This is a genomic window from Novosphingobium decolorationis, from assembly GCF_018417475.1.
Taxonomy (GTDB): domain Bacteria; phylum Pseudomonadota; class Alphaproteobacteria; order Sphingomonadales; family Sphingomonadaceae; genus Novosphingobium; species Novosphingobium decolorationis.
On record NZ_CP054856.1, the window covers coordinates 3194126 to 3218718 of the forward strand.

General features: G+C 65.0%; 19 protein-coding genes, 3 pseudogenes and 1 riboswitch. Of the genes and pseudogenes, 13 read left to right on the top strand and 9 right to left on the bottom strand.

What is annotated here, in order from left to right:
- Positions 1 to 6: 6 nt before the first annotated feature.
- The 5 genes from HT578_RS14865 to HT578_RS14885 all read right to left on the bottom strand — a co-directional run bounded on the left by HT578_RS14865 (position 7) and on the right by HT578_RS14885 (position 5988).
- The gene (locus tag HT578_RS14865) at positions 7 to 2025 is read right to left on the bottom strand and encodes a beta-glucosidase family protein (protein ID WP_213500400.1); all 2019 of its coding nucleotides are present in this window, start codon (positions 2023 to 2025) and stop codon (positions 7 to 9) included.
- Positions 2026 to 2055: 30 nt separating this feature from the next.
- On the bottom strand, positions 2056 to 2223 hold the full coding sequence (locus HT578_RS14870; protein ID WP_213500402.1) for a hypothetical protein: 168 nt from the start codon (positions 2221 to 2223) through the stop codon (positions 2056 to 2058).
- A gap of 162 nt (positions 2224 to 2385) precedes the next feature.
- The gene (locus HT578_RS14875; protein ID WP_213500404.1) at positions 2386 to 3804 is read right to left on the bottom strand and encodes a dihydrolipoyl dehydrogenase; all 1419 of its coding nucleotides are present in this window, start codon (positions 3802 to 3804) and stop codon (positions 2386 to 2388) included.
- 1 nt (position 3805) lies between these two features.
- A complete protein-coding gene (locus HT578_RS14880; RefSeq protein WP_213500406.1) occupies positions 3806 to 5185 on the bottom strand; it encodes an NAD-dependent succinate-semialdehyde dehydrogenase in 1380 nt (459 codons plus the stop codon).
- A 41-nt stretch (positions 5186 to 5226) separates the two neighbouring features.
- On the bottom strand, positions 5227 to 5988 hold the full coding sequence (locus tag HT578_RS14885; protein ID WP_213500408.1) for a hypothetical protein: 762 nt from the start codon (positions 5986 to 5988) through the stop codon (positions 5227 to 5229).
- A gap of 163 nt (positions 5989 to 6151) precedes the next feature.
- On the opposite strand from HT578_RS14885, the gene HT578_RS14890 reads away from it, so the two are divergent.
- Complete coding sequence (locus HT578_RS14890) at positions 6152 to 6619, top strand: MarR family winged helix-turn-helix transcriptional regulator (RefSeq protein ID WP_213500410.1); 468 nt, start codon at positions 6152 to 6154, stop codon at positions 6617 to 6619.
- A 30-nt stretch (positions 6620 to 6649) separates the two neighbouring features.
- On the opposite strand, the gene HT578_RS14895 is transcribed toward HT578_RS14890, so the two are convergent.
- Positions 6650 to 7228 carry a PAS domain-containing protein gene (locus HT578_RS14895; protein WP_213500412.1) on the bottom strand — a complete coding sequence of 193 codons (579 nt, stop codon included), beginning with the start codon at positions 7226 to 7228 and terminating at the stop codon, positions 6650 to 6652.
- Positions 7229 to 7360: 132 nt separating this feature from the next.
- Here HT578_RS14895 and folE point away from each other — a divergent pair, with 132 nt between their 5' ends.
- From folE to HT578_RS14925, 7 genes and pseudogenes are all read left to right on the top strand, one after another.
- Complete coding sequence (folE, locus tag HT578_RS14900; protein ID WP_239026624.1) at positions 7361 to 7990, top strand: GTP cyclohydrolase I FolE; 630 nt, start codon at positions 7361 to 7363, stop codon at positions 7988 to 7990.
- Between the two features lie 2 nt (positions 7991 to 7992).
- Complete coding sequence (locus HT578_RS14905) at positions 7993 to 8958, top strand: NAD(P)/FAD-dependent oxidoreductase (protein WP_213500416.1); 966 nt, start codon at positions 7993 to 7995, stop codon at positions 8956 to 8958.
- Positions 8959 to 8960: 2 nt separating this feature from the next.
- Positions 8961 to 9110 carry a DUF2256 domain-containing protein gene (locus HT578_RS14910; protein ID WP_213500418.1) on the top strand — a complete coding sequence of 50 codons (150 nt, stop codon included), beginning with the start codon at positions 8961 to 8963 and terminating at the stop codon, positions 9108 to 9110.
- A gap of 42 nt (positions 9111 to 9152) precedes the next feature.
- Positions 9153 to 10676, top strand: a complete 1524-nt coding sequence (locus tag HT578_RS14915) for a cryptochrome/photolyase family protein (protein WP_213500420.1) — start codon at positions 9153 to 9155, stop codon at positions 10674 to 10676.
- 75 nt (positions 10677 to 10751) lie between these two features.
- A pseudogene (locus tag HT578_RS22270) lies at positions 10752 to 10919 on the top strand (IS5/IS1182 family transposase); the annotation flags it as partial.
- Between the two features lie 204 nt (positions 10920 to 11123).
- Positions 11124 to 12056, top strand: a pseudogene (locus HT578_RS14920) (IS5 family transposase).
- Between the two features lie 501 nt (positions 12057 to 12557).
- On the top strand, positions 12558 to 13370 hold the full coding sequence (locus tag HT578_RS14925) for an IS5 family transposase (protein ID WP_213500422.1): 813 nt from the start codon (positions 12558 to 12560) through the stop codon (positions 13368 to 13370).
- Here the strand turns inward: HT578_RS14925 and HT578_RS14930 are convergent.
- The 3 genes from HT578_RS14930 to HT578_RS14940 all read right to left on the bottom strand — a co-directional run bounded on the left by HT578_RS14930 (position 13362) and on the right by HT578_RS14940 (position 17499).
- On the bottom strand, positions 13362 to 15185 hold the full coding sequence (locus tag HT578_RS14930) for a TonB-dependent receptor (RefSeq protein ID WP_213500424.1): 1824 nt from the start codon (positions 15183 to 15185) through the stop codon (positions 13362 to 13364). The two genes, HT578_RS14925 and HT578_RS14930, sit on opposite strands and share 9 nt — an antisense overlap.
- A 251-nt stretch (positions 15186 to 15436) precedes the next feature.
- Positions 15437 to 16828 (bottom strand): sensor histidine kinase, encoded by a 1392-nt coding sequence (locus HT578_RS14935; RefSeq protein WP_213500426.1) that lies wholly within the window; start codon positions 16826 to 16828, stop codon positions 15437 to 15439.
- Positions 16828 to 17499, bottom strand: a complete 672-nt coding sequence (locus HT578_RS14940) for a response regulator transcription factor (protein WP_213504377.1) — start codon at positions 17497 to 17499, stop codon at positions 16828 to 16830. The genes HT578_RS14935 and HT578_RS14940 overlap by 1 nt, the downstream gene beginning before the upstream one ends.
- A 216-nt stretch (positions 17500 to 17715) precedes the next feature.
- Here HT578_RS14940 and HT578_RS14945 point away from each other — a divergent pair, with 216 nt between their 5' ends.
- The 5 genes and pseudogenes from HT578_RS14945 to HT578_RS14965 all read left to right on the top strand — a co-directional run.
- Positions 17716 to 18969: a glycosyl transferase gene (locus tag HT578_RS14945; protein WP_213500428.1), complete on the top strand. Its 1254-nt coding sequence runs from the start codon at positions 17716 to 17718 to the stop codon at positions 18967 to 18969.
- Between the two features lie 147 nt (positions 18970 to 19116).
- A riboswitch (cobalamin riboswitch) is annotated at positions 19117 to 19308 on the top strand.
- A gap of 103 nt (positions 19309 to 19411) precedes the next feature.
- Positions 19412 to 23551, top strand: a complete 4140-nt coding sequence (locus HT578_RS14950) for a cobaltochelatase subunit CobN (RefSeq protein WP_213500430.1) — start codon at positions 19412 to 19414, stop codon at positions 23549 to 23551.
- Positions 23548 to 23997 (top strand): MotA/TolQ/ExbB proton channel family protein, encoded by a 450-nt coding sequence (locus HT578_RS14955; protein WP_213500432.1) that lies wholly within the window; start codon positions 23548 to 23550, stop codon positions 23995 to 23997. The genes HT578_RS14950 and HT578_RS14955 overlap by 4 nt, the downstream gene beginning before the upstream one ends.
- Entirely contained in the window at positions 23990 to 24259 is a 270-nt protein-coding gene (locus HT578_RS14960; RefSeq protein WP_213500434.1) for a hypothetical protein, read from the top strand. The genes HT578_RS14955 and HT578_RS14960 overlap by 8 nt, the downstream gene beginning before the upstream one ends.
- A gap of 192 nt (positions 24260 to 24451) precedes the next feature.
- Positions 24452 to 24577 (top strand): annotated as a pseudogene (locus HT578_RS14965) (IS5/IS1182 family transposase); the annotation flags it as partial.
- Between the last annotated feature and the right edge of the window lie 16 nt (positions 24578 to 24593).

Sequence of the window (24593 nt, forward strand, 5' to 3'; positions counted from 1 at the left end):
TAAGGCTTAGCGGCCGAGCGTGCGTTCCTTCAGTGTAACTTCGACCGGGGTGCCCAGGTCCTGCGCGGAATGGCCCGCGGCGAACGTGTAGCGCCCGGCCGCCTGGACGAAGGCCCCGTCCGTCCAGTTGGCGAGCAGACGTGGGTCAAGGGCGATCTCCACCTTGCGGGCTTCGCCCGGCGCCAGGTCCACGCGCTGGAAGCCGACAAGGCGGCGCGTTGCCCCGTTCGGACCCGAGGTGAGATAGAGCTGCACCACATCGGCTCCGGCCTTTGCCCCTATGTTGCGCACCGAGACGGAGGCCATGGGCGCGCCGCCGGGAGCCGGCTCCACGCGCAGGTCCTCATGGGCGAAGCGGGTGTAGCTCAGGCCATGTCCGAAGGGGAACAGCGGGCTCAGGCCTTTCGCGGCGTACCAGCGGTACCCGACATCCGCGCCTTCGGTGTACTCGACGACAAGGCGCGTGCCTTCAGGTTCGCCAAGGCCCGGGATTTCCGGGCGGACCAGCTGGCTCTCGTCACGCGGGAAGGTGACGGGCAGATGGCCCGAGGGATTGGCCTTGCCGGTGAGGATGTCGGCAATGGCGGCCCCGCCTTCCTGCCCCGGATACCAGGCCTCGATTACGCCCTTGACCTTGTCCAGCCAGGGCATCTTGATCGGGTTGCCCGACTGGATGACGACCACGGTGTTGGGATTGGCCGCGGCAACCGCCTCGATCAGCGCGTCCTGGCCCTCGGGTAGGGTCAGGCTGCCGTCGAGCGCCTCGCCCGACCAGGCCGTGACGAAGACGATCGCGATCTCCTTGCGCGCGGCGAAGCTGGCGGCGGATTGGTGGTAGTAACCGCTGTCGAACTCCACCTGCGTGTCGGGCAGGGCTTCTTTCAGGGCCTTCAGCGGGGAGGAGGGGAAGTAGACGGCCTTGGCCCAGCCGCCCCAGCTCTCGCGCCCGCCGATGGGCAGGGTCGCAACCTCGCCTTCAGGCGTGACCTGGCTCGATCCGCCGCCGGTCATGACACCCATGTCGGCATGACCGCCGATCACCGCGATCGACTTTGCGCTGGCGGCAAGAGGCAGGATATCCTCGGCGTTCTTGAGAAGGACGATACCCGCAGTCCCGGCCTCGCGCGCGACCCTGGCATGGGCAGCGTAGTCGATGGGAGCGGGCTCGCTGGGAAACGGCGCGTCCGCGCCCACCGCGTAGACCGAGCGCAGGATGCGGCGCACTGCCTCGGATACGCGCGCCTCGGGGATGCGCCCCTCGGCGACGGCCTCGCGCAAGGGGGCGCCGACGTAGACATCGGGGTCGAGCTGGGAGCCCGACTGCTGGTCCATCCCGTTGACCACCGACTGGAGGCTATGCACCGCGCCCCAATCGGACATGACCCAGCCCTTGTAGCCCCAGTCCTCCTTGAGCACCGTGTTGAGCAGGAACTCGTTCTCGCAGTCGTACTGGCCGTTGACGAGGTTGTAGCCGCACATCACCGCGCCCGGCGCGCTTTGCTCGATGGCGATCTGGAAGGCGAGCAGGTCGCTTTCGCGAAGGGCCGGTTCGGCAATGTGGGCATCGAGCGTCATGCGCAGCGTCTCCTGCGCGTTGAGAGCCATGTGCTTGATCGTGGAGACGACCTTCTGGCTCTGGATGCCGCGGATCGATCCGGCGGCCATGAGCCCTGTAAGCAGTGGGTCTTCGCTCAGGTACTCGAAATTGCGGCCGTTGCGCGGTTCGCGGATGAGGTTGCTGCCCCCGCCGAGCACGACGTTGAACCCCTTGGCGCGGGCTTCCTGGCCGACCACGGCGCCGCCCCGCTCGGCCAGCTCGGGCGAGAAGGTCGCGGCCAGCGAGATGCTGGCGGGCAGAGCCGTCGACCAGTCGCCCTTGCGGACCTCGGAAGGGTTGGTGACGCCAAGGCTGGCGTCGGTCTCGTAGAGCGCGGGCAGGCCAAGGCGCGGGATCGGCGGGACGTAGCCGACCGCCGGATGCGCGCCTTCAGGGACCTGCGCGAGGCCGGGCAGGTCCAGCGCCATGGGGCTGTCGAGGTAGCGGTAGCGCTCCTCCTAGGTCATGGCCTTCTCGGTTGCCCGCGCCCGTGCATCGGGATCCTCCGTGCCCGCCGAAGCCGGGCCGGAAACCTCCTGCGCGCGCTGGGCTTGTGCCAGCGCGGTCGAGGAGAGGCTTGCGGACAGGAGAAGAAGTGCGGCGTTGAGGCCGGACCGGGGTGTCATGGGGCAGGTGCATCCTTGCTCGATTGGGGGGCGACGCGGCGTCGCGCGCTATCGAGCGCCAGCCTCCCCCGGCCGGACGCAGCAAGGCAAATGGCGGCTCGCCTCTGTCCATGAAGCGAACATTGCGCCGCGTTCAAGGCGCTTTCGGGATGTCCTTTTTCATCAGGCGCCGGGCGGGGTGCCGGCGTCCTGGTCCTGGGGAAGGTCGATGGGCGTAGCCTGGCAGATCGTGCGCAGCGCGTTCTTGAGGCCTTCCTCGATGGTGGGGTGGTAGAAGGGGAGGGAGAGGAGTTCGCTCGCCGTGCGCCCTTCCTGGATCGCCCAGGCCAGCATGTGCGCCAAGTGCTCGCCTGCGGGTGCGACCATGTCGGCGCCGATCAGCCGCCCGTCGGGCGCCGCGGCGTGGAGGGTGAGCAGGCCGGCGTTGCGGCCTTCGACACGGGCGCGGCCCTGGTCATCGAAGTCGGCGGTGCCGGTGACCGCGCCCTCGTCCTCAGCTGCGCCAATGGTCGCGACCGTGGGCTCAGTGAAGATCATGCTGAAGGGGACATGGCGCTCGGCCGTCACGGGAGCGGGGAAGGCCGCTGCGTTGCGCCCGGCGATGGCCCCGTCGTGCGAGGCTTCGTGCAACAGGGGGAGGTCGGACGCGACGTCGCCAGCGAGGAACACCGCGCTGTCGCCGCAGCGCATGGTGCGCCGATCGTGGAAGGGGACGCCCTTGTCATCGCAGGCGATCCCCGCTGCATCGAGATCAAGGTCGGTTAGCTGAGGGGCCCGACCCAGCGCGGCGAGCACGAGATCGTACTGCGCTTCGCCCGCCTCGTCTTCACCATCGGACCACTCGATCCGCGCGCTGTTCTCTTCGGCGTGGGGTGTCACCTCGACCCCGAGCTTGAGGTCGAGATCCGCTGCGATGATGGCCTGCAAGCGTTCGTGCACCCGCGCGCAGCGAAGGCCGCCCATACGTTCGGCGCGGTCGAACAGCGTGGTTTCCACGCCCAAGTGCGCGAAGGCCTGGGCCAGTTCCAGACCAATGGCGCCCGATCCCACGACCGCGAGGCGGCGCGGCAGATCGTCCATCTCGAAGATGGTGTCGCTGGTCCGAACCCTGTCCCCCAGCGCCGCGAAAGCGGGGGGCAGGACCGGAGAAGAGCCGGTGGCGATGATGACCCGGTCCGCCGCGACACAGCGCCCGTCGTCAAGCGCCAGACGCCCCGGCGCGGTGAAGCGGGTGCGGGCCTTGATCGCGATACCGGCGGGCAGGTCCTTGAAGGACTGGCGCGTCAGGCGAGCAAAGCGGTCGCGCTCATCACGCACCCGCTGCAGGACGGCGGGGCCGTCGATCGCGACATCGCCAACCCCGATACCGAAGGGGCCTGCCGTCCTCACCGCGCGGGCCCGGTGCGCCGCGGCGATGAGGAGCTTGGAGGGCATGCAGCCGACAGTGGCGCAGGTCGTCCCGTTGAAGGCCGGATCGATCAGGAGGGTCGAGGCGCCATTGGCGCGCGCGGCGCGTTCGGCTGCGAGGCCGGCGGTACCGGCCCCGATCACCGCGACGTCGCAATGGAGCGTCTCGCCCATATCAGCGGGCGATCTTGATCGACTTGATGTTGACGAACTCCTTGAGGCCCTCGGGCCCGTGCTCGCGGCCATAGCCCGAGCTCTTCACCCCGCCGAAGGGCAGGTTGGGCGTGGCAATGTCGAAGGTGTTGATGAACACCATGCCGGTGTCGAAGTGGGTCTTTGCCAGTTCGCGGGCGCGCTCGACATCGCGGCTGAAGATACCCCCGCCAAGGCCGTAGCGGCTGGAATTGGCGATGCGCATGGCCTCGCCATCGTCCTTCGCCTTGATGATCGCGGCGGCCGGGCCAAACAGCTCGTCCTCGTAGGCGGGCTGGCCCGGGGCGACATCGGCAAGGACGGTGGCGGGGTAGAACCAGCCCTTGCGCTCGGGCACTTCGCCACCGACGACAAGGCGCGCGCCCTTCTCCACGCTCTTGGTGACCTGCTCGTGCAGCTGGTCGCGCTGGCTGCGGCTGACAAGCGGACCAAGCTGCGTGTTCTCGTCGGTCGGATCGCCCAGCACGATCGCGCCGAACTTCCTGGCGTAGCGCTGCACGAAGGCGTCGTAGTTCGCCTCGGTCACGATGAAGCGCTTGGCGTTCACGCAGGTCTGGCCGTTGTTATAAAGGCGGCCCTGCACGCAGGTGTCGACCGCGAGATCGAGGTCGGCATCGTCGAGCACGAGATAGGCATCGTTCGAGCCCAGTTCGAGCACGGTCTTCTTGACCTGTGCGCCCGCCTTGGCCGCGATGTGGCGCCCGGCCTTGTCGCTGCCGGTCATCGTCACGCCGCGCACCAGGTCATTCTCGATGATCGCGTCGGACTGTTCGTGCGTGATGCACAGGACCCCGAAGAGCCCTTCGGGAAGGCCCGCCTGCTCGTAGATCTCGCGCAGCAGGAGCCCGCTGCCGGTGCAGTTCTCGGCGTGCTTGAGGAGAACGCCATTGCCCGCCATCAGGCTGGCGATCGAGTAGCGCACCGCCTGGTAGGCCGGGAAGTTCCAGGGCTGGATGCCGTAGACGACACCGATGGGCGCGTGGGTGACGATGGCCGTGGCGCCGTCGACCTCGCGCTCTTCATCGGCCAGCGCCTTGGGGCCTTCGTCCGCGCTGTAGTCGCAGATCGCCGCGCACAGATCGACCTCGTCGCGGCTATCGCCGATCAGCTTGCCGGTCTCGCGCGTCATCAGCGTGGCCAGCTCGTCCTTGCGCTCGCGCAGGGCCGTGCCGATGGCGCGGATCACCTCGGCGCGGGCTTCAAGGCTCTGCAGGCGCCAGTCGAGGAAGGCCTGGTGGCAGTCTTCGACGACCTTGGTCGCCTGCGCGTCGCTCATGTAGGCGTAGGTATCCAGCACCTCTTCGGTGAGGGGATTGACGGTCTTGATGCGTTGTTCGCTCATGGCGTTTCTCTCGTATCTGGAGGGATGGGCGCCCGCGGGGTTCAGCCGTGGCGGGCGCGATGCTTGGCGAGGGTCTTTTCGGCGGCCTCGAGGGCGTGAAGCACCTCTTCGTGCCAGCCTGTCTCCGGGAGTTCGCGCACCGCCGAATGGGCCGCGCACACATAAGGTGTGCCCGACCATTCCCCGGCGATCTGCCGCGCCCAGCGCGCGAAGGCATCCGCCGCGCCCGCCCGTTGCTGCAGGGCTTTCCCCAGCATTGGGTGGAAGCGCAGCCGCCCCTGGGGCAGGACCTTGCCCAGAACGCCCGGCGCCTCGAGGACGCTGAGCGTGTCGTCGACATGGACGATGCCGCTGCGGAGGTGGCGCACCAGCACCGAGCCCGCATGGACCGACGGGTCCTGTGTCACCAGGTCGACCCCCTCGGGCACCGAGAAGGCCAGGTCATCGGCGAACTCGGCTTGCGTGGCGGCGTCCTCGATCACCCCGTCCTGCCAGCGCAGGTGCGGGGCCTGTTCGCGGTGCCGCCGCGTCCCCACCAGCCGCGCCTCGGGAAACAGCTTGTGGACTGTCTCGCAGTGCAGGGTGTGGAAGGGATGAACGTTGAGAATTGCGTCGATCGCTGCACCATTGTTGGTGAGCGCCTGCAACTCGGCACGGTCCTCGGGCGTCAGGTCATAGGAGTCGAGGACAAGGAAACGGCCATTGGCCCTGCGGACCAGCGACATCTGCGTGCCGACATCGAGAACCCCTGCGATCTTGAAAGACCCGCGGAAGTTCCAGAACCCGTCGGACAGTTGACGCATGGCTTGCCTCCTTGCCGGCAGGATCGGCCCGGTGCCGACCCTCGCTCTTGGAGGGGGAACGGGAGAGGCGGCCTTCGAGTTCCATTTTGCTCAATCAAGTTGTGTGCAATATAAATTGCGCAAACCTTTGAGTGCGCGGGGGCATGCGCTATCGTTGCGCGCGATGCGAACGTCCCAGAATGCCCCTGACCCGCGTGAGGACGCTTTGCGCCTCGATCGCCAGCTGTGCTTCCAGTTCTACGCGGCGAGCAACCTGATCGGCAGGCTCTACGCCCCGGTGCTCGCGCGGCTGAACCTGACCTATCCGCAATACCTCGTCATGCTGGTGCTGTGGGAAGAAGACGGGCAGACCGTAGGGGCCATCGGCAAGCGGCTGCATCTCGATACCGGAACGCTGACGCCTCTTCTCAAGCGCATGGAGGCCCTGGGGCACCTCGTGCGTCAGCGCGACCGGGAGGACGAGCGCCGCATGCGCGTCTCGCTGACCGCAAGCGGAAAGGCGCTGCGCGAAGAGGCGCTCCACGTCCCGGAAATCATGACCCGGGGGCAGGACCTGGAAGAACTCGACGCGCTGCGCCGCACACTCGCAGGCGTCGTCGAGGCGCTTGGCGGGGGGAAGGCCCCGGTCTGATCTTCGGGCAGAGGGCCGCGTTCTCGAGGTTCAGAAACCGGCCTCGATGGCGATGCGTATGGCTTCGGCCACCGTGCGGACATCGAGCGCGCGCAGCACGGCAGCGCGGTGCATCTTGACCGTGCGTTCGGTCACGCCAAGCTCGTAGGCGATCTGCTTGTTGAGCTGCCCCTGCGCCAATGCGCGCAGGATCTGGCGCTGACGCCGGGACAGGCCCTCGATCCGGGTGCGGGCCTGCTGGTGGCGGCTGGCCTCGGTATCGTCGATGGCCATCTGCGAGCCCAGGAAGAACTGCAGGTCCCCTTCCTCGTCGAACAGGGGGGCGACCATCACCGCGTTGCGAAAGGCGCTGCCGTCCTTGCGGTAGTTGATGAGCTCGACCATCGCGGGCCGGGTTTCGGCGACAGCCTCGCGCAGCATCGCGGCCTGTTCGGGTTCGGTGCCGCGCCCGCGCAGGAAACGGCAGTTGCGCCCGATCACCTCGTCACGTGCGTAACCCGTCAGCTCGAGGAAGGCCTCGTTGCAGGCGACAATCGGATTGTCGGCCCGTCGCGGGTCGCTGACGACGGCGGCGACGCGGCTGCTCGCAATCAGGGAATCGGGATCCATCGGGCTTGGCGCGGCTGCTTTCTTCACGTTTGGCCATATCGCAGAGCTTGGAGCACACGCCTAGAACCTTTCCGGAAGAAAGCCACCTGCGCCGGGTCGGCGGGAAACCGGACGAGAGATATCATGAACATCATGGATGCAGCCTTCCTCGCGGATCATGTCTGTGACGAGGAGGTGGAAGACACCCGCGAGACGGTGCCCGATGACGTCCAGGACGCGGTGCGCACGCTGCTGCGCTGGGCGGGGGAGGACCCTTATCGCGAGGGTCTTCTCGATACGCCCGCGCGCGTCGGGCGGGCCTGGAAGGAATATGGCAGGGGCTATGCGGAAGACCCGGCCGTCCATCTGGGCCGTACCTTCGACGAGGTGGGCGGCTATGACGAAGTCGTGCTCCTGCGCGACATTCCCTTCCATTCGCACTGCGAGCATCACCTTGCGCCGATCACGGGGACGGCCTCGATTGCCTATCTGCCGCGTAACCGCGTGGTCGGCATTTCCAAGCTGGCCCGCGTCCTGCACGGCTTTGCCCATCGTCTCCAGATCCAGGAGCGCCTGACCGCGCAGATCGCCGAATGCATCCGGGACAATCTGGACCCGCTGGGCGTGGCGGTCGTCATCAAGGCCCGCCATGGCTGCATGACGGGCCGCGGCGTGCGTACGCACGGCGTCGACATGGTGACGAGCAAGATGCTCGGCTGTTTCCGCGAGGATGCGGGCCGTCGCCGCGAGGTCCTGGCCCTGATCGGCGGGGGCAAGGGCTGACCATGCGCATTGCCATCGTGGGAGCGGGCATGGCCGGGCTCGCCTGCGCCGGGCGGTTGTCGGGGCTTGCGGACATCGTCCTGTTCGACAAGGGGCGCCGTCCCGGAGGGCGTCTGACCTCGGTCGTGACGGACATTTCCTCGTGGGATCTCGGGGCACCGTTCTTCACCGCGCGCGAGCCTGATTTCCAGACGGAGGTGGCGCGCTGGCAGGACGCAGGCTGTGCCGCGCGCTGGCCCGGCGGCCCGCGCGGGGCCATGGTCGGCGTTCCCACCATGGCCACCCTCGTTGCCGAGCAGAGCAAGCGTTTCGACGTGCGCTTCGGCGCGCGAGTCCAGGCATTGGTTCGGGACGAGGACGGCTGGAGGATCGAAGGGGAGGGCCTGGACGCAGAGCCGTTCGACAGCGTCGTCGTCGCCGTCCCGGCCGAGCAGGCCGCGCCGCTTCTGTCGCTCCACGATCTCGATGCCGGGCTGGAGGCGGCCTCGGTGCGTTCCACGCCCTGCTGGTCGGTCATGGTCGCGTTCCCCTGGGACATTCCTGCGCCCGGTCCCTTCATGGCGGACCTGGGTATTTTCTCCGTGCTCGCGTGCAACGCCTCCAAGCCCGAACGCGGGCCCTCGCACGGCTGGGTGCTCCAAGCCAACGCGGCGTGGTCGCGCGCGAACCTGGAATGCGAGGCTGAGGACGTTGCGGAGCGGATGCTCGCAGAGTTCGCGCAGGCGCTCGGCACGGAACTGCCCGCGCCGACCTTCCTGAAGGCGCACCGCTGGCGCTTTGCCCAACCTTACGGGCAGTCGGGCCGGGTCCTGTGGAACCTGGAGCAGCGCCTTGGCGCCTGCGGTGACTGGTGCCGCGCGCCCACGGTCGAAGGGGCCTGGCTTTCGGGCGTGCGGCTCGCCGATCAGATGCGCGCGAGCCTGCCGGAGCTCATCACCCAGGCGGCGGCCCTGCACGGGGCGGGTTAGTCATGGCCACGATGCGCAAGAAAGCTGACCTGCCAAGCAAGACCTGCCTTGCGTGCGGGCGTCCCTTCACCTGGCGGCGCAAGTGGGCGCGCGTCTGGGACGAGGTGAAGTACTGTTCGGACCGCTGCCGCCAGAACCGCAAGGCGCCCTAGCAGCGTGCACACCAGTAACGCCGCGGCCTTCAGGAAATTCCGATGAAAACACTCGTGCCCGTGCTGGGCGATCAGCTCTCGTTCGACCTGTCCTCGCTTGCGGGGATGGAGGCCAGGGACATCGTCGTCCTGATGATGGAGGTCGCGGAGGAGACGACCTACGTGCGCCATCACAAGAAGAAGATCGCCTATATCCTTTCAGCCATGCGCCATCACGCGCAGGCGCTGGTCGAGGCAGGCTATACGGTCGATTACGTACGCCTCGACGATCCGGAGGCCAGTGACAGCTTCACAGGCGAGATCGCCCGCGCCATTGCGCGCCATGACCCGGAGCGCATCGTCGTGACCGAGCCGGGGGAATGGCGCGTGGCGGCCATGATGGAAAGCTGGCAGACCCTGTTCGGCCTGCCCGTCGATATCCGTGCGGACACGCGCTTCCTGTGCTCGCACGCTGAGTTCGAGGACTGGGCGGAGGGCCGCCGCGCCTTGACGATGGAATTCTTCTACCGCGAGATGCGCCGCAAGACAGGGCTCCTGCTGGACGACGGCAAGCCTGCGGGCGGGCAGTGGAATTTCGACAAGGACAACCGCCAGCCGGCCGACGCCGACCTCTTCATGCCCCGGCCGCGGCGTTTCGAGCCCGATGCCATCACCCGCGAGGTGCTGGCCCTCGTCGCCGAGAGGTTCGCGGACCATCCCGGATCGCTGGAGGATTTCGACTACGCGGTCACCGCCGCCGATGCCGAGCGGCAGGCGGCGAGCTTCTTTGCCAACGCCTTGCCCGATTTTGGCCGCTACGAGGACGCCATGCTGCGGGGCCAGCCGTTCCTGTGGCACTCCATCCTCTCGCCCTACCTCAATTCCGGGCTGCTCGACCCGCTCGACCTGTGCCGCCGCGCGGAGGCCGAGTACCGGGCGGGGCGGGCGCCGATCAATTCGGTCGAGGGCTATATCCGGCAGATCCTGGGCTGGCGCGAATACGTACGCGGCATCTACTGGCGCGAGGGGCCTAAGTACGTGGAGCGCAATTTCCTCGACCACCGCCGGGACCTGCCCGCCTGGTTCTGGACGGGCGAGACGGACATGCAGTGCCTGCGCGAGGCGATCGGCCAGACCCTTGCGACGGGGCACGCGCATCACATCCAGCGGCTCATGGTGATCGGGAACTTCGCGCTTCTGGCCGGCTGCGATCCCAGACAGGTCCACGAATGGTACCTGCAGGTCTATGTCGATGCCTACGAATGGGTCGAACTGCCCAACACGCTGGGCATGAGCCAGTTCGGCGATGGCGGCCTTCTGGGTTCCAAGCCCTATGTCGCCTCGGGGGCCTACATAAACCGCATGTCGGACTACTGCGGGACCTGCGCCTACAACGTGAAGGAACGGGTGGGCCCCGTGGCATGCCCCTTCAACGCCCTGTACTGGCATTTCCTCGAGCGTCACCGCGACAAGCTGGGCGACAATCACCGCATGGCGCTGACCTACCGCAACTGGGACCGGCAGGACGAGGACAGCCGGGAGGGTATTCTCGCGCAGGCGCGCGCGTTCCTCGCAGGTTGCGCATGAGCGCCTGCCCTAGGGTGCAAACTCATGCAATCGCTTGAGACGCTCCCGTGTCGTACGCAGACTGGCTGTCCTGATGGACGGACCAGGGGCTGTAGGCACACCAAGCTCCCTGCCGCTACAGATGCCATCGGACGGCCTTTGAGCTTCTTCATTACGGCGGGCCAGATCAGCGATGCCACTGGGGCCCCGGCGTTGATTGATGACTTGCCAAAGGCGCAGTGGCTGCTGGCCACCCGCTACGACCTCTGCCCGACCATATTCATCTCAGCCCAGGCTCTCGTAGTGACCGTGCCATTCTGTGTCTGATCAACGAGTTACGAGCCTGGCGGCGCCGACGCACAGCGCGCTTTGAAGTGCCGGGGTGCCGAGGTTGGTCGCTCAGAAGGGCTTTGTTGCGCAAATGCCCAAAGGATTCCGTTCATGAATCCAGTCGGTTAATGGGCGCCGATGAGCAAACCGCCTCGCGCCGGTTACCGCACGACGAACTGGAAGTCCTACAACGCAGCGCTGGCGCTAAGAGGTTCGCTTCAGGTCTGGTTTGATCCCGGGATGCAGTGGCTGTCTGCGCCTGCCGGCAAGCGCGTGCGCCAGCCCGTCTTCTCGGACGCGGCGATCCAGGCCTGCCTGACACTGAAGGGCGTGTTCAAGCTTGCCTTGCGCCAGACCACGGGGATGGTCGCCAGCCTTTTCGAGATGGCCGGGCTCGATTGGCCGGTGCCGGATTTCAGCACGCTGAGCCGAAGGCAGAAGACCCTGCTTGTCGAGATCACCTGTCAGCCCAGTTCCGGGCCGTTGCACCTGCTGATTGACAGCACGGGTATGAAGGCCGTTGGAGACGGGGAATGGTGCAGGCGCAAGCATGGTCCGTCCAAACGCCGCCAGTGGCGGAAAGTCCACTTGGGGGTGGACCTCGGATCGTCGGATATCCGCGCTATCGAAGTGACCGGAAGCCGGGTTGGCGATGCGCCCATACTGCCTGAACTGCTGGAGCAGATACCACACAATCAAGCCATCGCGAGCGTCAGCGCCGATGGCGCTTTCGACACAAGAACCTGTCACGAGTCCATTGCCGCGCGCGATGCCTGTGCCATCATCCCTGCCCGCAGCAATGCGCAAGCCTGGCCCGAAAATACGCCGGGTGTTGCGGCCCCAAATGAAATTGTTCGCTCAAGCCAGCGGCTCGGCAGGGCAATCTGGAAACGATGGAGAGGCTATCACCAGCGCAGTCTGGTCGAAACGAGAATGCATTGCTTCAAACTGCTGGGCGAACGCATCATGGCATGAGACTTCGATCGCCAGGTCGCCGAAATGCAAATCCGCGCCGCCATCCTCAACCGCTTCACCGCCCTCGGAAGGCCTCAAACGCAGCGTGTCGCGTAACCGAATGCCTTCAAAGGCCGAATGCTACCCTGTGGCCGATTTGCGCAACAAAGCCCATTGATTGGGCCACATGTGGCGGCTTCGGCGGCAATCACAGCCCATTTTCGACCCGCTGTGGACATTCGGAAGCCGAATCACATCGCCCAACTGCAGACAGTCAGGTTTACTTGGGCGATGATCGCCGGCTCCAGGATTACAAGTTCTTGTAGAGCTTCAGCTGAAATTCCGGGGTACGCTGGCGCCGTGTGGTCTCTTCCGCGAGCGGTGCTACAAGGCGATATTGGCTCACTCCGGAAAAGCGAAAGGTTCCGGTGATCGACATCGTCTTCGAGAAATTGTGCGTATAGGCAACGCTGGCATCGTACCAGGAGCCTTTGCGGATCTGGTATTCACGCGAAGCGCTGTTCCACGACCATTGCAGCTGAGAGGCCGTTTCGAAAGGGGTTGAGCGGCTGAGGTTCGTGTGATTCCGGGGGTTTTGCAGACAACCCGGAGATCTTGATGTGGACCCCAGCCACCCGCGTGCAGCATACGCGTGTTTCGAAGCGTTACCAGACGGATTTGAGCGATGCCGAGTGGGCGCTGATCGCGACATTTGTTCCCGAGGCGCGCACGACGGGGCGGCGACGGCAATGGCCAATGCGCGAAATCGTGAACGCCATCTTCTACGTTCTGCGCGGCGGGATTGCATGGCGGTTGCTGCCCAAGGACTTCCCGCCGTGGCAGACGGTCTACCGCTGGTTTGCCCGGTTTCGTGACGAATGCCTGTTCGAGCGGATCAACCATGCGCTGGTCGCGCTCGATCGCGAGCGAGCCGGAAGGGACGCCTCGCCAAGCGGAGCCATCATCGACAGTCAGAGCGTCAAGACCACCGAGAGCGGCGGACCGCGCGGCTACGATGCTGGCAAGAAGATCAAAGGTCGCAAGCGCCATGCTCTGGTCGATACTGACGGCAGGCCGCTGCTTGTCGAGCCGCACACCGCCGATGTCCAGGATCGTGATGGCGGCGGCGCGTTGCTGCAAATCTCGCGCGGCCTCTTCCCGTTCATCGAGAAGGTCTGGGCCGATGGCGGCTATAACCATCACCGTGTCACCGAGGCGACCCGCATCACCGTCGAGATAGTCAGCAAGATCGCCGGGCAGTCCGGCTTCGTCGTCCTCCCTCGGCGCTGGGTGGTCGAGCGGTTCTTCGCTTGGGTCAATCGAAACCGCCGTCTGGCCAAGGACGTGGAAGCCACCCTCAAATCCGCCGCAGCCTTCCTCTACGCCGCCGCCGCCATGCTCATGCTACGCCGTTTGGCTCGGTCAGCGTGAGTTTCGAAACCGACTCTGAGCCACGTCGCCCGGTATGGTGCCGCGATCCCTGGCTGACCACTCAAGTGTTCCGTTGGTCGAATAGCGCAGCGTGTGGAGTACGCGAGTAGCCTCCCCCCCATCCACAGGTGAGCGTTCGTCAAAAAGGTTGGCGCTGGCCTGAACCTTGAGGCCTTCAGGAAGGGGTAGTGCCAGATCGAACTGGCCACCGGCACTCGTACGGCTTCCCGCGTTCACATAAGTGTAGTTGCTGTTTCCGGCGTTGTTGACCGAATAGCTCTCGTTCCACAACTGACTTGTCTCGCGCAAATAGAGAGTGGCGCTCGCTTCGATCTTGCCTGGGCGGAACTGAACGCCCAGCTCAAAAGAATCAATGCTCTGGTCCTTGAGTTCCGAATTGCCTTCAAAAACTGTGTTGACGTCCTGCACCGTACTGTAGGGGGCCAGGTAGTCGAGAGGAACGCGCTCGATGCGCTTGCTGTAGCTGGCCTGCAGCTGGAGGGTCTTGCTCGCCTTGTAATTGGCATGAAAACTCGGAAAGAGCTTGGTCCTGTCGAGCCGAAGCGGCTCGTCGCCGGGGCTCGTGATCCGGCGCAGGTTGGTCTCCCCGCGCAGACCAGGTGCCAGTGTCAGGCGCCCCAGGGCCTGTTGGAACGTCGCGTAAGCCGCCACAGTGCTGCTGCGCGCTTCGTAGGTAGCCCGGGTGTCCGCTCCCAGCGAAACGGCATCGTTGCTGGTGAAGGCATAGTCCTGGGAAATGCCGTCGACGTGCCAGGACGTGCCGGTCGAGAGGATCTGCCCTGTGGCCATGGGATGCTTCCAGTCGAGCTTGGCATCGATGGAGTAGGCGGGATGCTTCAAATCAATCGCGTACCTTCGTCCGTCGCTGAACCGCGCCTGCGTCATGTCATGGAGCTGGGTGCTCTTGAAGAACTGCACGCTCGCATTCACCGCCTCGCCTTTGGTGGTCCCGGCATGGGCGAGACTGAGCTGGCCATCGAGAAATGCGCCGTAGCTGTCGAGGCGGGTGTGCTGCGAAAACGGCGCGAAATCGGGCGTTATCGCCGAGAAGTCCAGCCTGTTGACTGTGACGTCGTGGCCGCCGCCGCCGCGAAGTTGCCCGGAAAGGCTCGTCTTCGCATCGAGATCGTAAGTCACCTTGGCCGTGACGCGTCCGTCTGTTCCATCGTAGGTGGCAAGGCCATCCTCGCGGTTGGCCGTGGCCTGAGCGCCTTCCTCGGGACGGACACTTCGCGTGTCGTGATGGGTACGGCGCAACCGGCGCCCGATATTGCCAGAGGCCTTGAGCTGGTAAGTCCAATCCGCGTGCCTGTAATTCAGCGTGGTGTCGAGAAGACCCAAGCCCCAGCTGCTCGCCTCGTAACTCGCGTTGCCCGAGAGACCTTCCTCCTGCGTCTTGCGCAAGACCAGATTGATCACGCCGCCTGCGCCTTCGGCCGAGAACTGCGCGGACGGGTTGGTGATCACCTCGATCCGCGCAATGTCACTCCCGTGCAGCGAGCGCAGGAACTGACGGATGTCACCGAGAAACGGACGTCCATCGACATAGATCGTGGTCACCCCGGCGCCGAGCACGAGAAGACTCTCGTCCGGCGTCACGGTTACGGCAGGCAGCCCCCGCAGGAGCTGGAGGGCATTCTTTTGCACGGACTGGGCCGTCTCGCGCACTTCATATGTTCGCCTGTCCATATCGAGCGCATTGTCCATGCGCTTGCCGATCACTTCGATAATGTCGGAAGATGTGTCCGCAGGAGCAACTTGGGCAGTAGGGGGGTGATCCGTGGCTTGTTGCATCCAGCTTTCCTCGACAGCAGGCGGCAGGGTGCCTTCCCGTCCACACCTTCGCAATCAACAAATTATTGATTAGTCTAATCAATGCTTGGAATTGGTAGGTTCCTACCAGGCAGCTCCCGCCCCTTCTCGGACGCTCAGCTGTAGAATTTCCGTTCCCAAGTGCGGTCGCGGCGCCTGTATCGGCGCTTGTCGCATTTGACGGGCAACGAGCGGGATTTTCGGCATGCTCGAGGGTGGCCTGCGGATAGCGGTCATCCCTGAGCTTTTGTCGACGCATCAGCAGGGTGTCGTCGGCGCAGTACGATAGCGATTTTGGTATGCCGACCGTTGGCATGGACTTTGAATGCACCTTCATGCCTTTGGACGATGGCCGCGACGAGGGTCAGGCCTAGTCCATGGCCGGGCAGGTCGCTCGCAGCCGCTCCCCGAAAAAACCGCTCGGTCACCTGTTCCGCCTCGTCTGCCAGCAGTGGCAGACCCTCATTGGCGATTTCCAGACGTGCGCGATGTTCCTCTTCACGCAGTAGGATGCCGATCATGCTACCGCTAAGGCTATATTTGACGGCATTGTCGAGCAGGTTGCTAATTGCCTGAAACAGCAGATCGCGGTCTGCCGAAAGCGACAGGGTTGCTGGCCCTTCGACGGAGATTTTCAGATCCCGCAACGCAGCTGCCGGTTCGTATAACTCAACTGCGTCGCATACAATTGCGGCAAGATCGACCGTTGCAAAACCGGAATCATGACGCCCGCCTTCGATCCGTGCGATACGCAAGGTGGCATTGATAATCGCTTGCAGGCGAGCCAGCTCCTCGCGCGCCTCTCCCATTACGCTGGTTTCATCTGCGGCTTCATCTGCGGTCGCATCGTCCAAAACAGCAAGGACGCGCGACAGCGGAGTTCTGAGTTCGTGGGCGATATTGTCAGATACGCGCCTCACCGATTCAAACAGTGCCTCGTTCTGCTCGAGCATCAGGTTCAGGGTATGGCTGAGCCGGTCAAAGTCGTCGCCGCTGCCATGGACTGGAACCCGCGCGGCCAATCGTCCCCCCATCACGCGACGGGCAGCGGCCGAAATGACCTCAATCCGGTGGCCAATCGCTCGGCTCATCAGATATCCACCCGACACGGCCAGCAACAGGACCAAAGCGATCAAGACAGGGAATGTGGCCAGCAGCACCTCCTGGCGATCCTCCACAACCTCAGCATCGCGGCCCACGATCAGGCGAGTCCCATCGGGAAACTGGCGTTCGCGCGACAAAGCGCTGAAATCGATCTCACCTCCCTCATGATAGACATCGGCCTCGATCGAGTAGAAGCCGGTCTGCACCTGGCTGGGCCAGCTGGGCAGATTGCTAGTAATCACAGTCCCATCCGCCGCGATCAGGGCATGAAAGGCGCGGTCCACACCTGACGTTGGCCTGGCGCGTGCTTCGAGCCGCTTGGCCAGTTCGCGCATGCCCTCTTCGGCATAGACCGTTTCCATTTCGGCCAGCTCGGCGCTGACCTGCTTACGTACCGCACCAAGCGGTCGGGACACGGCCAGCCAGAAAAAGGCGGCGAACAACAGCGCCAGCGAACCGCAAAACAGCGCCGCATAGGTCACAGCCAACCGGAAGGAGAGAGATCGGAACAAGTTCTTCATCAAGGGGTGATCATGTATCCGGCGCCACGCACCGTCTGTATCGGCGAGGCTCGTCCTTCAATCTCCAGCTTCTTGCGCAAATTGCTGATATGCTGGTCGATGATGTTGGTCTGGGGATCGAAATTGTAATCCCAGACGCGCTCCAGCAACATGGAACGGGTGACTACACGCCCTACATTGCGGACCAACTCGACCAATAAGCCAAATTCTCGGGAGGTCAGTTCGATACGCTGGCCAGCGCGCCGCACGATGCGGGCCAATGTGTCGATTTCGATATCGGCATGGTGCAGAAACCCACTCTCGACAACAGGTGCCTTTCGGCGCGCCAGCACATCCACCCTTGCCAGCAATTCCGACATCGCAAAGGGCTTGGGCAGGTAATCGTCGCCACCCGCACGCAGCCCTTTGACCCGTTCATCTACATCCCCTAGCGCGCTGATCAGCAAGACGGGGGTTTCGTCGTCGGTGGCACGCAACGCGGCAAGAATCTTCATCCCATCCACGTGTGGTAGCATCCGATCAAGAACGATGACGTCATAGCTTTCGGAGCTGACCTGCATGAGCCCATGCCGGCCGTCGCGGCAGCGAGTAACGACATGCCCGCTTTGGCGAAGCCCGTTTGCGACATGCGCGGCCAGCGCATCGTCATCCTCGATCAACAATATCTGCATCCGGCCCTGCACTCCGATCCATCGCCTTGCCCGCCGTACTGCGTTTATCACAAATCGTGACGATAGAACTTGCGCTCCCGATGGTCGAGACGCGGCTGTGCGTCGGACATGGGCAAAATCAAATGTAGCGTCCATGCCCCACTCATGAGGTGGTGCAAGATGCCAAGGCATGACTGCAGCCTATCCTAATCGGCGCATAGCCCAGTGATTGCGACTGTGACTGCGACGGTGCATGTGCCGGCGATCGGCGGTTCGCATCAGTTCCTCCATTTTCTGCCAGTCGCGTTCGAGCTGGAGCAATCAAGGCAGTGCAAGGTACGGATCTTTGCACCGACGTCCGACGATGCGCACGGCATCGCGGCATTGGCCGACAAGCTGGCCATGCCGCTGCCTGAGATCGTGATCATGAAGATGCCAGGTACTCTGCAGGCTGTGCTGCCGCCTGCGGCGCAGAAAACCGCGAAACTGATGCTGGCGGCAAACCGCATCCGCGATTGCGATGCCATCCTGTGCGCAGAGCGGACGAGCACGATCCTCAAGCGACTACCCGGCCACTGTCCTCCCCTGTTCCATATTCCACATGGGGCCGGCGATCGTGCCGTGGGTTTTGAAGACCGGTTCCGTCATTTCGACAAGGTCTTTGTGGCAGGGGCTAAGGACCGTGAGCGACTGATTGCCGGAGGACGCTGCACGCCGGAAAGGTGTGTGATCGGGGGGCCTGTAAAACTGGCGGCATCGATGCGGGCCGGCTTGAGGCCTCAGCCGCTGTTTCCCGATGACAGGCCTGTCATTCTCTACAACCCGCATTTTCATCGCCGCATGGGTTCGGGCCCTATCATGGCGCGCCGACTAGTGAATGCAGTCTGCGCATCGGATCGCTACAACCTTGTGATTGCACCGCATATTCGCATGGCACGGCACTGGAGCGATGCCCGAAAGCAGGCTTGGCAGGCACTCGCCGTGAAGGACCGCGTGCTTGTCGATCTGGGGTCGGAGCGGTCGGTGGACATGACCTACACAATGGCGGCCGACCTCTACGTCGGCGATGTCAGCAGCCAGATCTACGAGTATCTGGTTCGCCCGCGGCCGTGCTTGTTCATGAACGGCCACGATGCCGCATGGCAGGGCAATCCTGATTATGCGATGTGGGACTTTGGCCCGGTGATCGAGCCCGACGATGATCTGGAGAGGGCGATCCGAAATGCGTTTGAAAGCTGGCCCGCCTATCGTGCTTTGCAGGTAAAACGTACAGAGGCCGCTTTTGACGGAATCGTACGAGATGAGGCTGGCAATGCAGGCTTTGCAGGGGCGGAGCCGTGCCAGCGCATCGCCCACATGATCACCCATTATCTAAGCAATGCGGAACCGGTGAGGGCAACCCGGGAAGGACGAACGGTGCGATCTCATTGGGTCACGCCGGGCCATGATCGGGATTACACAGCAAAGGCTGCTCCAGGCGCATCACTTTAGCGCCAGCAGTGGCCGCTTTCCCGTCTTCATCGTGTACGAGCGGGTATGTGCCCGTCTTCCGCTACCGGCTTAAGTTCCTTTTCAAGCTTCACCAAGTTTGTGCAGCGGCCTGCCCCAGGCACACTCTGGACAAGACGCGGGGCTGCCGATATCCCACGCGGCGACGGTGCCTCGGGAAACCGGGGTGAAAAGGGAAGCCGGTTCCAATCCGGCGCTGTGCCCGCAACTGTGCGCGGTGAGCCTCGCGTCAATCCACTGGATCACTTCGGATCCGGGAAGGTGACGCGGACAGGGCTAAGACCCGCAAGCCAGGAGACCTGCCGTCGCCGTCGTCCATGCACTCGACCGGGACCAGTCGCAGGCATCGGAAGGTTCCGCCGTGACGACACCGTAGTTGGCTTGCCGTGCGATCCTGTTCGGGATTGCGCGGGGGAAAAGGTGTGTGTCGTTGCGCAAGGGTCTTGTCGCCGTGCTGCTGTTGGCAGTCGGATTGTTCGCCGTCTGGATGATCGCCGGGCCGGGTCTGGGCCCGAGGCGTGTGCTGTTCGGGCTCATCTCCGCCCGCAACTCGCAGGTCGCGGCGGACGCGGCCAAGGCGCTGATCGAGGCCGATCCGGGCACGCGTATCGTCCTGCGCACGCCCGAACAGGCGCGCGCCCTGTCCGACGACGAGATGGCCGGGCTCATGCAGGACGCCGACGGGATTCTCCTGGCCGGCGTCTTCGGGGACGACGCCGCGCGGGTGGCGCGGATCGTCAAGGCGCGCGGGCTCGACGTCCCGGTGCACGGCGTGAGCGTGTCGAGCGACCTTTCGTCGGCTCTCCTTGAGCGGATGGCGCACCGGACAGGATCGCCCAAAGCGGCCCGTGCGCTCCATGCCAAGGAGGAAAGCTACTGGCAGGCCCGCGGCACCGAAAACCTTGTGAACCTGTTCGCATGGCTGTTGGGCGACGCCGCCGAACGCAGGGCCGTGCCTGCACCACGGCCAATCCCCCCGATCCGCTTTGGCGCGCGCCAGGGCGCGAAGGACGCTCCGCTGGTCGTCGTCCTCGACTACGAGACCGGCGACCAGGCGGGGGACCGCGACACCCACAAGGAACTGTGCAAGGCCGTGGTTGCCAGGCACCTTGCCTGCCAGTCGCTGTTTGCGGACTGGGGAGCGCCGACCGCCGACGCGCTTGAGCAGCTCAAGGCGCGCCATCCTGCCGCGCTCGTGACACTGGCCGATTTCGCGCTGGGCGGCTCGGAGCGCGAGCGCGCCACCGCCGCGCTCGCGAGTCTGGGCGTTCCGGTCCTCAAGGCGATCCGCAGCGACAAGATGGGTGAGAGCGAATGGCGCTCCAGCGCCGAGGGTCTCCCCTCGAAAAGTGTCTACTACCGCATCGCCATGCCCGAACTGTCGGGCGCGAGCCAGCCCGCGGTACTGGCGCTCGCGGCGGCACCCCGGATCGATCCTCTCACCGGGATCGAGATCCGCCTGAGCCGCCCCGTCGCCCCTGAAATCGACGCGGTGGCCCGGCGGCTGGAGGGCTGGGTGCGCCTGCAGAGCAAGTCCAATGCCGCCAAGCACGTGGCGATCATCTATTACAACCACCCTCCCGGACGCCATAATATCGGGGCCGACAATCTCGACGTGCCCGCCTCGCTGCTCGAGATTCTGCGCCGCATGAAGGCCGAGGGCTATACCACCGGCCCCTTGCCGAAGAGCCCCGACCTGCTCCTTCGCCAGCTGCAAGATCATGGCATCAACCTGCCCGGCGACCCAGAGGCGCTGCGCCGGATGGGCAAGACCTCCGCGCTGCACCTCTCGCTCGCGGACTACCGCCACTTCTTCCAGGCTCTGCCCGATCATATCCGTGACGAAATGGTGGGCGGTCCTCTGTCCGCGCTGGCCGTGGACGTGCGCGAAGCGATCCGGGATCAGCGACCCGAGGCGGCGAGCGAGGCCGTCGACCAGGTCCTCAAGGATCTCGACTTCGTGATCGAGGGCACCCCCGGGGAGCGTGGGCGCAAGGCCAAACGTCTCTCCACGGACTTGCGTGCCGCCTATGGCCGCTACATCGCGGGCGAGCACGATGCGCGTGAAACACAGACGCTCACCCGCGCCTTGCAGGCGCTCGCGATAGAAGGAGTGGCAGGCTGGGGCCCGGCGCCCGGCAAAGTGATGAGCGTCGACGGCGGCTTCGTGCTGCCCGCGCTCCGGTTCGGCAACGTGCTGATCGGCCCCCAGCCCCCGCGCGGTTGGGAAACCGAGGAAGCGCTGCTGCACGCCAACCGCAGCGTGCCCCCGCCCCACCAGTACCTCGCCTATTACGAAGCGCTGCGCCGCAACTTCGGGCCGGACGCGATCATTCATCTGGGACGGCACTCGACCTACGAGTTTCTGCCCGGTGCCCAGACAGGTCTCGCGCGCGAGAGCTATTCGCGGCTTGTCGCAGGCGATGTCCCGGGGCTCTATCCCTATATTGTCGATGGTGTGGGCGAAGGGCTCCAGGCCAAGCGCCGGGGGCTGGCCGTCGTCATCGATCACCTTACTCCGCCGCTGGCCGCGACGCCGCTCTATGATGACCTGCTCGGACTGCGCCAGCTGGTCGAGAGCTACGAAAGCAGCGACAGTTCCTCCGACGGCGAGATGGCACGGCACCGCGCGCTCGAACGTATCCGGGCGAGCGTGCGCAAGCTGGGCATGGACAGCGCCATCGTCGCCGAGATCCGCGAGGAACGCGGGGATGACAGCGTTGCTTTCGAGCACATCGACGCCGAGCTTCTTGTCCACGAAACCGGGCACATGCTGACCCGGATGCAGGAGGACTTCATGCCGATGGGGCTCCACGTCTTCGGACGACCCTGGAACGACACGGCCGTAGACACGATGCTCCAATCCATGGGGGACCGCGAGGCCGAAGCGGCCCTGCGCGCCTCTCCAAAGGCTGAGATGGACGCTCTTCTCGCCGGGCTCGACGGGCGTTTCGTGGTTCCCGGGCCGGGCAACGATCCGCTGCGCTCGCCGCAGAGCCTGCCAACGGGACGCAACTTCTACGGCATCGATTCCAGCCTGGTCCCCGACCGCATCGCCTGGGATGTCGGCGCCGCCATGGCGCGCAGGCCCGCTCCCGCAAAAGGCGGCCGCGCGGTCGTGCTGTGGGCCTCGGACACGGTGCGCGACGGCGGTGTAACCATGGCCTTTGGCCTGTCGCTGCTGCGCGTCGAGCCGGTCTGGAACAGCCGGGGCATCCTGACCGGACTGAAGCGGCGTCCCGCAAGCCGGAACGCCCCGCGCGAGGACGTGACATTCGTGACCTCGGGGCTCTTCCGTGACCTTTATGGAGAGCAGCTCAAGTGGCTCGACAAGGCTAGCCTGCTCGCACTCGACGCGTCCTCGCGTACGATTGCGCACTCGCACCCCGAACTCGCGGACGCGCTTGAAAGCGCGCTGGCCCCGCTCGGTGAACTGCGCGCGCCGGGACGCGAGAGCCTGGCTGCAAACCGCATCGCCGCCGCCTGGGTCAAGACCATGACCGAGGACGAGAGCGCGCCCACACCCGAGCGCGCCCGCGCTGCCACGCTGCGCGTGTTCGGTCCGGCGTCCGGGGAATACGGCGCGGGCGTCAACCGGCTGGCCGAGCGCTCGGGTTCATGGTCGGATCGCAAGGCGGTGGCCCGGGTCTACCAGGGACGGATCGGCCACGCCTACGGTGTCGGCCTCGATGGACAAAGCCACGCGCTCGCCTTTCGCCAGCGACTTGCAGGGATCACGCAGACCTTCCTTGGCCGATCGAGCAACCTCTACGGACTGGTCGATAACAACGACGCCTTCGACTATCTGGGCGGTCTCAACCTTGCGGTGGAGCAGGCCAGCGGCAAGACCCCGGATGGCTATATCATCGACGCCAGCGATCCGAAGGCGCCCGACATGGCCCCGCTCAAGGTCGCGATCCTTACCGAGCTGCGCGCACGCCAGCTCAATCCGGCCTGGATCAAGTCGCTCATCCCGCACGGCTATGCCGGTGCGCGCACGATGAACTTCGCCTTCTTCGAGAATCTGTGGGGCTGGGAAGTGACCGATCCCAATCTCGTGCCGGATGCCATCTGGGACGATGTCTACCAGACCTACGTGAAGGATCGCCACGGCGTCGGCGTCGAGAGCTTCCTCGACGAACCCGACAATCGCCCGGTCAAGGCCAACATGCTCGCGGTCATGCTGGTCGCCGCGCACAAGGGCTACTGGAAGGCCGACGACGCGACGGTGGCCGATCTCGCACACCGCTTCGTTACCACGATTGCGAAAGCCGGACTTCCCGGCAGCGGGCACACCAGTCCCGATCATCCCATGTTCGGGTGGGTGCGCACCAAGGTGTCGCCGGTTGATGCCAAGGCGCTCGACGGCGTGCTCGCAAGGGCCCGGGGCGAAACCGCGTCGACCTCACAGACATCCCCCCCACCCCAAGAGATGCACGAGGTCCGCCCGCTCGACCGGCTTGCCGAAGCCGCCACCAGCGGCCCGGGCCTCGCGCTCCTGCTTGCCGTTCTGCTTGCCTTGTTCCTCACAGGCCTTGCCTGGAGCCGGAGACTACCTCGATGACCACGTCGCTCGACCAGGCCCTGCACGCACTTGTCGGCCTCCTGCTGTGGCCGGTGATCGCCGCCTTGCTGTCTCTTGCTTTCCTCGCGGTGCTCGACGCCGGGCTGGCACTGGGAGAGCGCGTGGGGGGCGCGGCGCGCCTTGCCAGGCTTAAACACGGCACCTTGGAAAACCTCGCCCGGCGACGTATCGCGCGATCCGATCTCCTGGCCAAGATCGGCCCGACGCTGGGCTTGATGGGAACCCTGATTCCGCTCGGCCCGGGCATTGCGGCGCTAGGCCGGGGCGACTTCATGGCGCTCTCGCAAGCGGTGACGACCGCGTTCGACACGACTATCGTGGGCTTGGCCGTGGGCCTTGTCGGCTATCTGACCGGGCGCCTGCGCCGCCACGGCTTTGACCTTCTGCTGAGCCGGTTGGAACAGGAGGGGGTCACCCATGCGTGATTTCACGTCGTCGCGCTTTCCCGAGGAACCCGATGCCGGACCGGACCTGCCCAACCTCGCGGATCTGATGCTGGTGTTCGCCACCGGCCTTATTGCCGCCCTGGCTGCGGCCAGCCAGCACGAGACGGCGCCTAGGCCCGTCGAAATGACGCAGGACACCTCCGCCAACACCCAGGGCCAGGTTGGCGACGGCCAGGGATTGGAAGCTGCAGGGCAAGTCTTCCGCGACCCTGCGACCGGCAAGCTCTACCTCGTCAGATAGCTTTGGTCTGCGACGCCTGTGCCGCTCAGGTGCAGTAGAACTCATGCCGGTTAGATACGTGCGTTGAACGGCTTTGTTGCGCAAATGTTTGAGGGATTCCGTGCGTAGATCCAGGCAGAAGATCGTGCTTGTCGAGATCCCTGCCAGCCCCGTTCCGGGCCGTTGCACCTGCTGATCGACAGCACGGGCTTCAAGCTGCTGGGCGAACGCATCATGGCTCGAGACTTTGATTGCCAGGTCGCCGAACTGCAATTCCGCGCCGCCATCCTCGACCGTTTCACCGCGCTCGGAAGCCCCCAAACTCAGCGTGTCGCGTGATCAATGCGTTCAAAGG

Coding starts and splice junctions, on each gene's coding strand:
- HT578_RS14925 (WP_213500422.1), top strand. CDS start 12,558: ATGTGGACCCCAGCCACCCGCGTGCAGCATACGCGTGTTTCGAAGCGT.
- HT578_RS14905 (WP_213500416.1), top strand. CDS start 7,993: ATGCGCATTGCCATCGTGGGAGCGGGCATGGCCGGGCTCGCCTGCGCC.
- HT578_RS14870 (WP_213500402.1), bottom strand. CDS start 2,223: ATGACACCCCGGTCCGGCCTCAACGCCGCACTTCTTCTCCTGTCCGCA.
- HT578_RS14955 (WP_213500432.1), top strand. CDS start 23,548: ATGACCACGTCGCTCGACCAGGCCCTGCACGCACTTGTCGGCCTCCTG.
- HT578_RS14875 (WP_213500404.1), bottom strand. CDS start 3,804: ATGGGCGAGACGCTCCATTGCGACGTCGCGGTGATCGGGGCCGGTACC.
- HT578_RS14940 (WP_213504377.1), bottom strand. CDS start 17,499: ATGCAGATATTGTTGATCGAGGATGACGATGCGCTGGCCGCGCATGTC.
- HT578_RS14915 (WP_213500420.1), top strand. CDS start 9,153: ATGAAAACACTCGTGCCCGTGCTGGGCGATCAGCTCTCGTTCGACCTG.
- HT578_RS14865 (WP_213500400.1), bottom strand. CDS start 2,025: ATGGCGCTGGACCTGCCCGGCCTCGCGCAGGTCCCTGAAGGCGCGCAT.
- HT578_RS14960 (WP_213500434.1), top strand. CDS start 23,990: ATGCGTGATTTCACGTCGTCGCGCTTTCCCGAGGAACCCGATGCCGGA.
- HT578_RS14930 (WP_213500424.1), bottom strand. CDS start 15,185: ATGCAACAAGCCACGGATCACCCCCCTACTGCCCAAGTTGCTCCTGCG.
- HT578_RS14885 (WP_213500408.1), bottom strand. CDS start 5,988: ATGCGTCAACTGTCCGACGGGTTCTGGAACTTCCGCGGGTCTTTCAAG.
- HT578_RS14880 (WP_213500406.1), bottom strand. CDS start 5,185: ATGAGCGAACAACGCATCAAGACCGTCAATCCCCTCACCGAAGAGGTG.
- folE (WP_239026624.1), top strand. CDS start 7,361: ATGGATGCAGCCTTCCTCGCGGATCATGTCTGTGACGAGGAGGTGGAA.
- HT578_RS14895 (WP_213500412.1), bottom strand. CDS start 7,228: ATGGATCCCGATTCCCTGATTGCGAGCAGCCGCGTCGCCGCCGTCGTC.
- HT578_RS14910 (WP_213500418.1), top strand. CDS start 8,961: ATGGCCACGATGCGCAAGAAAGCTGACCTGCCAAGCAAGACCTGCCTT.
- HT578_RS14890 (WP_213500410.1), top strand. CDS start 6,152: ATGCGAACGTCCCAGAATGCCCCTGACCCGCGTGAGGACGCTTTGCGC.
- HT578_RS14935 (WP_213500426.1), bottom strand. CDS start 16,828: ATGAAGAACTTGTTCCGATCTCTCTCCTTCCGGTTGGCTGTGACCTAT.